We start from the raw sequence: 13,047 nt of genomic DNA on the forward strand, positions 1-13,047 counted from the left end.
TGTTGTTTAAATTTAAAACTGTTGACTATAATTCGCAAAGCCTTTTTCAATACCATTGGTCTCTATTTCTTTTAATGCAAACGCAATGGCTTCTGTTAAACTTTCAACATGCGTTAAATCTTCTCCCCAATAATCTTGAATACTTAAAACACTTTTTGCCACCAGAAAATAATCATTAGATTTCCATATTTCAGAAAATTTTAAAACAATAGCCTCACTGTCTTGAACAGGTAAAGTATTCCCTTGCCACACTCCTTTATAAAAACGTATTAAGCAAGCAAAAGCAAAGGTTAAGTTTGTTGGTACTTTATTGTGAATATTTACATATTCTAATAAACTAGGTAGTACTCTTACTTTAAATTTTGATATTGAATTTAAAGCAATACTCGATAAATTATGACTAATAAAAGGATTTCTAAAACGGTCAAAAACTTCATCAGCAAAACTATTCAATTCACTTTTATCCATATCTAATGTATCTATAATTTCATTAAATACAGCAGTATTTATAAACGAACCAGTAAATGAATTATCTACGGATTGTTTTACTGTTTTGTTCCCATAAATCAAAGAAAAGGGTACCATTGCGGTGTGTGCACCATTTAATATACGAACCTTTCTGGTACGGTAAGGTTGCATATCATTTACAATCTTAACATCTAATTTTGTTTTATCAAATGGTAGTTTCTTTTTTAATGTATTTCCGCCTTCTATAACCCATAATAAAAAAGCTTCTGCGGCTACAATTAAATTATCTTTATAATCTAGCTTAGCGTTATATAGTTCTACTTCATCTTTTGGATAACCAGGTACAATTCTATCTACCAAGGTATTATGGAATGTATTACTTTCTAATAACCATATTTTAAAACCGTTTTCCAAATTCCAATCGGAAACATATTTTAAAATGATTTCTTTTAATGTTTTGGCATTGTAATTAATAAGTTCGCAAGGAATAATGGTTACCCCTTTATTAGCAGCTCCTTTAAAATGTTTAAATCTTTCGTACAATAAAACAGTTAGTTTTGCAGGAAATGAACTTGGTGGTTTCATGTGTGGAGTATCAGTACTTACATAACTAATACCGGCCTCTGTTGTGTTAGAAATGATATATTCTAACGATTCTTCTTTTGCTAAACCTAAATACTCTTCAAAATTAAGATACGGGTTAACACTTTTTACAATATTCTCTATGAGTTCAACCTCTTGAATTTCTTCTCCTTTCTTAACCCCTTTCATGAAAAGCGTGTATAAACCATCTTGATTATTTAGTATCTCTACCAAACCCTTATCAATTGGTTGGACTACAGCTATTCCCGCATTAAAAGCTACCTTTTTGTTTAACTCCTGAAAAGCATATCCAATAAAGGCTCTTAAAAAATTACCTTCTCCAAATTGTATAATTTTTACAGGTGGATATTCCGTTAATGCTATATTTTTTCTATTTAGTAGAGGTTTGTTGGTTTTTGTCATTTCAATATAAAATTAACCTATATATTTTTGAGTAATATAATACTTTACAGGAAAGTTATTGTTTAATTAAAGGGTTTTCCGCTGTCATTTTAAAAATTAATTCTCCCCCATTTATAATTTCTTCGTGAGTGATATAATTTCTATTCAATACCTCTCCATTTAGTGTTACAGATTCAACAATAAAATTGGTGTTACTTAAATTTTTAGCTCTTACCGTAAATGTATTATTATTTGGAAGATTTATTATTACTTCTTCTACCTGCGGAGCTCCTAAAATATATTGTCCTCCTGTTGGATTTACTGGATAAAAACCAAGTACACCAAACATATACCATGCAGACATTTGCCCACAATCGTCATTCCCCATCAAACCATCTGGTTTTGTGTAATAATATTCATCAATTAGTGTTTTTATGATTTTATCTGTTTTATAGGGTTTATCTGAATATTTGTACAAATAAGGCAAATGGTGACAAGGTTCATTTCCATGCCAATATTGACCGTACGTACCATGAATATTCCAAACTAAAGTTTTTACCTCTGGTTTAGATTCTGAATAAAATAGATTGTCTAGTTTTTCTCCAAATTCTGTTTTACCTCCCATAATAGCAACCAAACCTGAGATATCGTGTAAGACATGAAATTGATAATGGTATGCATTACCTTCTGTAAAATCTGAACCTTTAAGCCATTCGCCAACCACTTCAGATAAATCTACCTCTTTTTTAAATTCTCCTTTAGCATTTTTACCTCGCATAAAACCACTTTCTTTATCATATACATTTTTATAATAAGCAGCTCTTTTTTTAAGGAAGTCAGCCTCTTTTTGTTTTCCTAGTTTTTCAGCAAATAAAGCCCCTGCATAATCATCGTATGTATTCTCCAAAAGACGTGATACCGTTTCTCTACCATCATCAATATTAGACAGTTTTGCATCATAAGGAATATATCCAAAGAAATCTATCAACTCTACATGATTGCGGTAATGTGGTTTGGTTAAAGATGTCCAAACAGCATCAAAAATTTCCTCATCACTATAACCTTTTGGTTTTATGCCTTTTAAATAAGCATCAACAATTACGGGTACAGCATGATTACCAACCATAGTATGCGTTTCTTGCCCCCAAAGTTTCCATCTTGGTAAGTATTTATTAGCTTCTTTAGGGTTTAATGAATCAACAGTCATAAATTTATAACTATCAAGCATAGAGGTATTAATATCGCTTACCAAATCTGGACTAAGAATTGTGTACATTGGGTTTGCCGCACGATACGTATCCCAGAGAGACAATGTTGAATAGTATTTACCACTGGTTGCTTTTTGCACACCCGAATCGGCACTTCTAAATCTTCCATCTACATCTGCAATATTATTAGGTTGAATATAAAGATGGTACAAGCTAGTATAAAACGCTACTTTTTTATCTTCGTTTCCTTTTAAGTGAAACTTTGCTAATATGTCATTCCATTTTTTGTTGGTTGCAGCTCTAATGGAATCAAAACTATTCCATGTATTAATTTCAGCCTCTAGATTTTTTTTAGCTTCTTCTATTCCTACTGTAGATACTCCAATTTTTATTTCAAGAACTGTAGCACCTTGCATATCAAAATCAAGAATATAGCGTGGTGCCTTTTCATCTTTGTTTTCTGGTGGTGTTAGCTCTTGCTTTTTTACAATTTTTTTATTGAATTTAATTACATAATACAAATCTCTGGGTGCCCACACCCTAGCTTTTCTATAGCCAGTTAACGTATAGTCGTCTTCAAATTGTTGATTAGCTTCTAAAATATTTAAAGGTATTTCATTAATATTCCAAGAGACACCGTATTGTAAATCAATCAGGAGTTTTGTATTTTTTTCATTGTCATAAGTATATCTATGATATGCCACTCGTTCTGTAGCCGTTAACTCTACCTGTACTTTAAAATCATCTAAATACACTTTGTAATAACCTGGTTTGGCTATTTCAGAGTCTTTGGTGTATGTAGATTTATAGTTAAATCTAGATTCACTATTAATAGTATCTGTGTTTAAAGGTTGTAATAAAATATCGGACATAGAAGGACACCCAACACCATTTAAATGTGTTTGAGTAAAGCCTATTAACCAAGGATCGTTGTACTGGTAACCAGCAATATGATCCATTTCATAACCTTTGTAATAAGTATTATAAGACTCTGGACTTGGTTGCACCATTCCTAAAGGCGTTGTTGCTCCTGGAAACGTATGGCCTTCGTTTTGGGTTCCTATAAACGGATTTACATATTGCGTGAAATCTTTTAAAACTTCAACTTTATTTACTTCTTCTTTACAAGAAAACAGCATCAAAATAACACTTATAAAAAGTAATAATTCTTTATTAAAAATATTTCTCATTTTTTAGTAATGTGTTATGTTAATTTATTTTTCTAAATTTTAATTTAAAATCCATTAATGTAAAAGCTCTCCATACCCACTCTAGCGGACCATAATAAAAATGTTTTAACCAAAACTTACAAAAGAACCCTTGTAAAACAAAAAATGTAGTCCCGTATAAAAAGCACATAGTAGCGCCAAAATATTTATACATGGCAAAACCATATCCGTAAAAGAATATAGTTCCAAAAAGAGCTTGAACAACATAATTTGTTAAACTCATTCTACCATAGTTTATTAAAATAGAACTCTTTGCTTTTTGAAAAATAGACGAGTATATGACTATAAAAAGTGCTATAATAAAAAATGTGAATACAAAATTAAAATAGGATGAAAACAATTGATTTAATAAATCTATTTGTACCTTAGAAAAGGTACTTTCTTGGAAACTTAAAGGCACATAATGAAACACTAAAGCCAATAGCCCACAAACCATTAAAACCTTAAGGGTTATTTTTTTGTGCTTATCAATATTTTTAAAATATTTAAACCTTCCTAATAATAAACCTACAATGAATAAGCCTATCATTTGTATATATCGGTTTGTGTTAATCATAAATTGCCATTTGGCAAGATGACCATTTATAGAGTTAAAGTTAACGACATCAAAAAACGAACCTTCCATAAAAGTTTTGGATACTAAAGCCCAATGATGCCAACTGTTTTTATGCACAAATGCATTATCTGTAAAGGAAATAAACAAGTTATAGAGTGTAGGTATTTGTATAGTAAATAACACTCCCAAAATAATTAAAAAGGGTGTTTTTAATTTGTACATAGGAACAAGAATTAACCCTAACAAAGCAAAAATGGTAAGTATTTCCCCTATATAAAACAACGAAAAAATATACCCTATGATAAATAAAATTACAAGGCGCCAAACGAATCTTAATCTAAAATCCTCTCCCTTAACTTCTCTATTATTTAGTTGAATAAAAAAACTAAAACCAAACATTATTGAAAAAATTGAATAGGCTTTACTTGCGAATATGAAAAAGACAACTTTTCTAATAATGATATTTAATTCTGCTAAAACACCCGTTGCTTCAGGATAATTTGCTAAATCGAATTGCTCAAGAGCATGAACTAATAATATTCCAAAAAGTGCAAAACCTCTAATAGCATCTACTAATTCAATTCTTTTAGTCATATCCTAAATCTATATTAATTATTTTTTTCACTTAAACTCAACGAATACGGCACAGCATCATCATCACTAGACCAATCCTTATTTGGTGTGTTATCCATTTCAAAATACAATTCACCACCATTTTGAATAGCATCAAACGTAATAAACGATTTATTATACGCATCGGAATTTAAAGTAGCTGATTGAATATAAAAATTCTCTTTCGAGTTATTAGGTGCCGAAATTTGAAACGTTTTTCCATTTTCTAAATGTATAGTTGCCTTTTTAAATAAAGGACTTCCAATAACATATTCATTTACGGCTGGCGTAACAGGATAAAAACCTAAAGCACTAAATACGTACCAAGCTGATGTTTGTCCGTTATCCTCATCGCCACAATACCCATCTGGTGTTGGTGTGTATAATTTTGTTAATACCTCGCGAATTTTTTCTTGCGTTTTATAACTTGCATTTGCATAATTATACAGATAAATCATGTGTTGAATAGGTTGATTACCATGTGCATAGTTCCCCATATTCATAATTTGCATTTCTCTTATTTCGTGAATGGTAAAGCCGTAATACGAATTATCAAAATCTGGCGGCATGTTAAACACAGCATCCAATTGGTTTACAAAAGCGTCTTTCCCTCCCATTAAATCAATTAAACCATTGACATCATGAAAAACGGACCATGTGTAGTGTAGACTGTTACCTTCGGTAAACGCATCTCCCCATTTTAAAGGATTAAAAGGCGATTGAAACGAACCGTCTTCATTTTTACCACGCATCCAACCTGTTTCAGAATCAAATAAATTCTTGTAGTTTAAAGAACGTTTGTAAAATGTATTTGCCATATCTTCTTTACCAAGTTTTTTTGCCATTTGCGCAATTGTAAAATCGGCATAAGCATATTCAAGCGTTCGGGCAGCGTTTTCTTTTATTCCAACATTGTATGGCACATAACCTAATTTGTTATAATAATCAATTCCTTCTCGTCCTACTGATTTAATCACTTTTCCGCCTCTAGAAAGCGGTCTGTTTTCTGCTGTAGTTGCATTTTTAATCATGGCTTCTAAAAGCAAATCAACATTATCTACAGTAACACCTTTTAAAAATGCATCTGAAATAATTGGTGACGAATTAGAACCTATCATACAATCGCGATGTCCAGGACTAGCCCATTCTGGCAACCAACCAGATTCTTTGTAGGTATTTGCCAATCCTTCCATAATTTGGCTATTTAGCTCTGGGTAGACCATATTAAAAAAAGGAAAAACAGCTCTAAAGGTATCCCAAAATCCGTTATCGGTAAACATATAACCTGGTAAAACTTCGCCGTTATATGGGCTGTAATGCACTATGTTATTGTCTTTATCTAATTCGTGTAATTTTCTTGGGAATAATAACACACGATATAAACAGGAATAAAAGGTTCTGATGTTATCTATATTATCATCTTCAACTGTAATTTTGTTTAACTCTGTTTCCCATGATGCCTTTGCTTTTTCTAACGTATTATCAAAAGCATCGGCTCCTATTTCTCGGTTTAAATTGAGTTCTGCTTGCTCTAAACTTATAAATGATGATGCTACTTTTACATGAACTACTTCGCCTCGTTTTGTTTTAAAACCTACTATAGCTCCAACATGTTCTCCCTCGCTTTCTTTAGAGTTTTCTAATAGTTTCCAATTATCGTCCCAAGTGTGCGTTACTTCAAAATCTTTATCAAATTCTGCCACAAAATAGTTATGAAAATTTTCTGGAACACCTCCTTTATTATTTCTACAGTAGCCTATAATTTTTCGTTCTTCGGGTATGATTTTAACCATAGATCCTTTAAAAAAGGCATCTAATAAAATATACGATTGATTATCTGGAAAGGTAAATTTAAAATGAGCTGCTCGCGCTGTTGGTGTAACCTCAGCAGTAACATCATAATCTGCTAAATACACACTATAATGGTGTGGTTTTACAGTTTCTGCTTTATGAGAAAACCAAGATTGACGTTCGTCTTCTTGATATTTTAAATCGCCCGTTACCGCCATTAATGAAAATGCGGCATAATCGTTTATCCACGGACTTGGTTGGTGGGTTTGTTTAATACCTCGTATTTTATTTTCGTCGTACTTATATGTCCAACCATCTCCCATTTTGGAAGTCATTGGTGTCCAGAAATTCATTCCCCAAGGTGTTGCAATTGCAGGATATGTATTTCCGTTTGATAAATCGAAAGAAGAATCTGTTCCCATTAAAGGGGTTACAAAATCTACTAAACTTTTTCCTTTCGAAATTATATTCGAAGTATTTTCTTTTTCCGCTTCTTGATTACAAGAAAGCATACTTAAAAACAATACACAAAATAAATATTTAACTGTCTTCATATATCTTTTCATTAATAATACGCTTCTAAAATTTTAACTCCTGTTGATTCTAATTGTATTTCGCTTAAACTTGCGGGGATTAAAAGTGTTTCCCCTTTTTTAATATCGTAGCGTTCACCATTACAACTTAAATTAGCTGCACCTTCAACACACACATAAATAACAAAAGAATCTAGATTTGAATAATCTTTTTTCATCGTACCATCTAACGCAATAATATTGGTTTTAAAATATGGCGAATGCACTAGTGTACTTGATTTATTTGTCTCTAGTTTGTAATCTGTTTTATAAGCATCGTGCACTTCATAGTCTATAACATCAATCGCTAAATCGTTATGCAACTCGCGCTTTTCCCCCGTTTTAGCATCTACTCTATCGTAATCATAAATTCTATAGGTAATGTCTGATGTTTGCTGAATTTCTGCCAATAAAACACCTGCACCAATAGCATGGACTCTACCCGTTGGAATATAAAATGTATCACCTTTTTCTACAATTTCATGATGCATTACATTTAAAATCGTATTATTTTCTAAATGCGTTTTATAGTCTTCTTGATTTATTTTTTCATCAAAACCAACAATTAATTCTGCATCTTCATCGGCTCCCATAACATACCACATTTCATTTTTACCAAACGAATTATGACGCTCTTTTGCTATCTCGTTACTTGGATGCACTTGAATGGATAATGGTGTTTTAGCATCAATAAATTTAATGAGTAACGGAAATTTATCGCCAAAGGTTTCGTAGACATTATTACCTGCAAAATCGCCTTTAAACTCATTTATTAATGCTTTTAAACTTTTACCTTTAAGAGGGCCTTCTGCAACCAAGGTTTCATCGTTTTCAACTCCTGAAATCTCCCAAGATTCTCCTATATTTTCCTCTGTATAGTCTTTATTTAAAAATGTTTTTAATTTTTCGCCTCCCCAAATTCTATATTTATAAAGAGGCGTAAATTTTAAAGGGTATAAATTCATTTATATTTAGTTAAAGTTTTACAATATATTTTCCAAACAGCACCTTTTTTCAATTCATTATACTATAAATACTCCTAATATCTTTAAAGAGTATACTCAACTATAATATAGCTAAAAGCAGAAATATAAAGCATAGAAATAATGTTAAGCTTTTTCATGTGTAAATCTACGTTTATAGCAATAATTTTATCTGTAATATTTAATCAAAATCATGGAAATATCTTGATATTCTAATTTTTTAGACAAACAATTTAAATTTAAAAAACTCTGGGGGCTCCTTCTTTATGTTTATCTTATTCTTCTTTTTCATCAAAAAGTAACGGGAGATTTTATAATTTGATTTTTATATTTAGTATGAGCCGCTATTCTTCTATTGATGATTAAAAAGACAGAAATGCTTATTAAAAAGCAAGAAAAGTTTTATAAATACAACTTATTGTTCTCTTAAAATTTGATAAAATCTAATATGATAATGAGATTCTATTCTTCTATAATCAAAAAAATAAGTATACTACTTACATAGAATAAAATATTTACTTACAAAATAACTAAATAGTACACTATCAATAAAAATAGGCTAAGAATAAAACAAACACAAATAATTGACTATCAGGTATTTAAAATTTACATATTTAGCTTAAATGTATTTCATCGGTTTTTTTTGCGTTTCATGGAGTTTTTTAGATTATTATTCTATATTAGCCTCTCAAAATTCATTAAAATCCCAAATCTGATGAAAAAAATTACCCTCTTAAGTTTAATGCTAATATTAATAGCACAATTAAGTTATTCACAATCCCTTATTTCAAAACGAATTAAAATCAATAACCCAACAAAAGAACAACTCTTAAAAGTTCGAGAAGTTGGTATTGATTTATCGTGCGGCGCTGTATTCGATAACAACAACCTGATTTTAGAATTAGGAGGAATTGAATTAAACGCTTTAGATAACCAAGGTATAAGTTATTCTATTTTAGTTGAAGATTTAATTGATCATTACAAAAAGAAAAATGATATAGAACTTCCTATAGCCAAAGCAGAATTAGCAGCTAAAAAAGCTCAAAAGGTTGCTAGTAAATCTTTAAGCACCAAAAGTGAAAGCATTGATAACTTCATACAATATGAAGGGTGTTCAGAAGTAAATTGGGCAGTACCAACCAACTTTAATTTAGGAAGTATGGGTGGTTGTTTAACTTACAGTGAGGTTTTAGCTGAATTAGATCAAATGAGAGCTTTATATCCTAATTTGATATCAGTAAAAACAGATGCATCACCTGGAACTGTTACAAATGGTAATTCTTTTACTGACGGTCCTGGATCGACTGTTTATGATACTTGGGCAGGACAACCAATATATTATGTAAGAATATCAGATAACCCAGATACAGATGAGGCAAACGAGCCAGAATCTTTATATTCTGGGATGACACACTCAAGAGAGGTAAGTAGTATGATGAATTTAATATACTACATGTGGTATGTTTTAGAAAATTATGGCTCAGATGCAGGTATTAAAAACTTAGTAGACAATCATGAAATGTATTTTATTCCTGTAGCTAATCCTGATGGGTTGATGTGGAATGAACAAATAGCACCTAGTGGTGGTGGATTGCAACGAAAAAATTTAGGAGATTATAATACAGGTGACAATGCTTTAAGAGGTGTCGATTTAAATAGAAACTACGACTACTTCTGGGGAAGCCATACTATTTATGCTAATGGTACTGTTGGATCATCTGGGTCAACAAATAGTAATGTTTACAGAGGACCTAGTGCTTTTTCTGAACCAGAAACTCAAATTGTTAGAGATTTTTCAGCGACTAGAGAATTTAAAACTGCTATGAATCATCATGCCAGTTCTAATTTAATACCGCATTCTTATAACGGATATCCAGGTTCAACTGGATCAGGTAGAGAATCTGAATATCATAAGTTTTGTCATGATATGACACGTTTTAATAGATATATCTATGGAGAAGCTCCAGATATACTAACCATTGCAAACGGTGATATGAGTGACTGGATGCTTGGAGGTGCTGCAGATTTAAATGGATCGACAGGTTCTGGCCAAGGTATTTTAGCCCTTGCCCCTGAGAATGGTTCATGGATTACAGCAGATGGTGAAGGTGGTTTTTGGCCAAATGCAACAAAAATTGTTGAGATTGCTCAAAGAGCTGTAAGGATGAATTTTGTAAATGCTTACCATAGTGGAAAGTTTGCTCAGTTTCATGATTTAAATCCTAGCGATATAAATACAACTTCTGGAAATTTAGAATTTGGATTAGAATATTTAGGACAAACCTTAGGAGATATCACATTAAATGTTACTGCTGTTTCTGGAATACAGTCTATAACACCACCAACAACACAAACTGGTTGGAGTAAATTAGAACAACGAACAGTAACTGCAGCATACACTTTAGATGCTGGAATTCAACCAAATGATGAAATTGAATTTCAAGTCACTCTAAGTAATGATGATGGATATGTGATGTATCAAGCAAATATTATAAAACTTTACAATCCTTCTGTCTTATTTATAGACAATCCAGACATAGATAATTTAACAAACTGGACTGCATCAGGAGGTTCTTGGGGTACAATAACCACTACAGATTATAATGGTAATAGCACTACAGCTATTACAGATTCTCCATCTGGTGCTTATGGAAATAATCAATCCAAAACATTAACTCTAAACTCAAGTATTGATATATCATCATCATCAGCTTCAATTGTTCAGTTTTTTGCAAAATGGGACTTAGAACGAAATTTTGATTATGTCCAAATTGAAGGTTCAACTAATGGTACAACTTGGATTCCACTTTGTGGGAAATATAGTAAACCAGGATCAAGTAGATCTACAAACAGATATAGTAGCACTTATAGTTCAAATACAAGTACTGGAAAATCTACTTCAGACCAAAACAACCAACCTACTGGAGAATCAATTTATGATGCAGATACTATGGACAAATGGGTCATGGAAGAAATTTTAATTGATGGAACAGAAAACAATTTCTTATTTGGAGCTTCAAATGCACGTTTCCGTTTTGTATTCGATTCCGACAATACAAACAGAGCTGATGGATACCCTACTACTTTTGATGGTTTTATTTTTGATGATTTTAAAGTTATTAGTATTGATATTCCATGCGTTGTCTCAGTGCCAACCAATCTTACCGTATCTAGTATAAACACTACAAGTGCCACTGCTACTTGGGATAATATACCATCAGCAACTTATGATTTAAGATATAAGCAAACAAGTTCTGGAACATGGATTAATGTTACTGACTTAACAAGTTCAAGTTATAATTTAACTGGACTTAGTGCCCCTACAGATTATGAAGTTCAAGTAAGAAGTAACTGTGATGCTAGTTCCTCAAGTTACAGCAGTTCAACCAATTTTACAACTCTAAATACAGTAACACTACATGAAGGTTACTTTGAAACAGGTTTAGACAATTGGACATTAGGAGGTAATGATGCTTTTCGTTATTCTGAATCTGCTAACGCAACAAGTTTTTCTTACGAAAATGATTATTCACTTATAATACGTGATAATTCTGGTACGACATCTTCAATAACATCAGAAACTTTCGATTTAACAACTTATAGTAATACCGAAATTAGTTTTTATTACTATCCAAATAGCATGGAAGCTGGTGAGGATTTTTTCTTACAATTCTTTAACGGGTCCACATGGCAAACAATTAAGACCTATACTTCTGGTACAGATTTTAATAATGGATCTTTTTACTCAGATAACATATCTTTAGATAATGTTACATACAATTTTACTGCAAGTGCACAGTTTAGATTCCAATGTGATGCAAGTGCCAATAATGATCAAATTTATATTGATCAAGTTATTATTACAGGTACTGTAAGTTGTTCTAAACCTGCTGATGATGTAACCAATGCAACTATTTGTTCTGGCGAAACTTATGTGTGGGCTGCTAACGGTGCTAGTTATACAACTAATCAATCTGCACTTACTATCACTAATGATGGTTGTACTGCTGATGATGTACTGAACTTAACTGTAACACCAAAACCTGCTGATGATGTAACCAATGCAACTATTTGTTCTGGGGAAACCTATGTGTGGGCTGCTAACGGTGCTAGTTATACAACAAATCAAACTGGACTTACTATCACTAATGATGGATGTACCGCTGATGATGTACTAAACTTAACAGTAACACCAAAACCTGCTGATGATGTAACCAATGCAACTATTTGTTCTGGGGAAACTTATACTTGGGCTGCTAACGGACAAGATTATACTACATCGCAATCTGCGCTTACCATTACCAATGATGGTTGTACCGCTAACGATGTACTGAACTTAACTGTAACACCTAAGCCTGCGGATGATGTCACTACAGTGACGATCTGTTCTGGGGAAACTTATACTTGGGCTGCTAACGGACAAGATTATACTACATCGCAATCTGCACTTACCATTACCAATGATGGTTGTACCGCTAACGATGTACTGAACTTAACTGTAACACCTAAGCCTGCGGATGATGTCACTACAGTGACGATCTGTTCTGGGGAAACTTATACTTGGGCTGCTAACGGACAAGATTATACTACATCGCAATCTGCACTTACCATTACCAATGATGGTTGTACCGCTAACGATGTACT

6 protein-coding genes are annotated in these 13,047 nt (G+C 32.2%); 1 reads left to right on the forward strand and 5 read right to left on the reverse strand.

Annotated features, from left to right (window positions below; translation table 11 throughout):
• Window positions 1-12: 12 nt before the first annotated feature.
• Genes Q0772_RS09580 through Q0772_RS09600 form a run of 5 tightly spaced genes read right to left on the reverse strand, consistent with a single transcriptional unit; the run spans window position 13 to window position 8,385 of the window.
• Window positions 13-1,473 carry a tagaturonate reductase gene (locus Q0772_RS09580; protein WP_298343533.1) on the reverse strand — a complete coding sequence of 487 codons (1,461 nt, stop codon included), beginning with the start codon at window positions 1,471-1,473 and terminating at the stop codon, window positions 13-15.
• Between the two features lie 55 nt (window positions 1,474-1,528).
• Window positions 1,529-3,850, reverse strand: coding sequence for a GH92 family glycosyl hydrolase (locus Q0772_RS09585; RefSeq protein ID WP_298343535.1), 2,322 nt, complete (start codon window positions 3,848-3,850; stop codon window positions 1,529-1,531).
• Window positions 3,851-3,869: 19 nt separating this feature from the next.
• Window positions 3,870-5,039 carry a DUF418 domain-containing protein gene (locus Q0772_RS09590; RefSeq protein ID WP_298343541.1) on the reverse strand — a complete coding sequence of 390 codons (1,170 nt, stop codon included), beginning with the start codon at window positions 5,037-5,039 and terminating at the stop codon, window positions 3,870-3,872.
• A gap of 14 nt (window positions 5,040-5,053) precedes the next feature.
• A complete protein-coding gene (locus Q0772_RS09595) occupies window positions 5,054-7,402 on the reverse strand; it encodes a GH92 family glycosyl hydrolase (RefSeq protein ID WP_298343545.1) in 2,349 nt (782 codons plus the stop codon).
• Between the two features lie 11 nt (window positions 7,403-7,413).
• On the reverse strand, window positions 7,414-8,385 hold the full coding sequence (locus Q0772_RS09600) for a type I phosphomannose isomerase catalytic subunit (protein WP_298343548.1): 972 nt from the start codon (window positions 8,383-8,385) through the stop codon (window positions 7,414-7,416).
• Window positions 8,386-9,118: 733 nt separating this feature from the next.
• Here Q0772_RS09600 and Q0772_RS09605 point away from each other — a divergent pair.
• Window positions 9,119-13,047: M14 family zinc carboxypeptidase (locus tag Q0772_RS09605; RefSeq protein ID WP_298343552.1), on the forward strand; the 3,929-nt coding region annotated here is incomplete at its 3' end.

The sequence above is a fragment of the uncultured Algibacter sp. genome, assembly GCF_947490405.1.
Taxonomy (GTDB): domain Bacteria; phylum Bacteroidota; class Bacteroidia; order Flavobacteriales; family Flavobacteriaceae; genus Algibacter_B.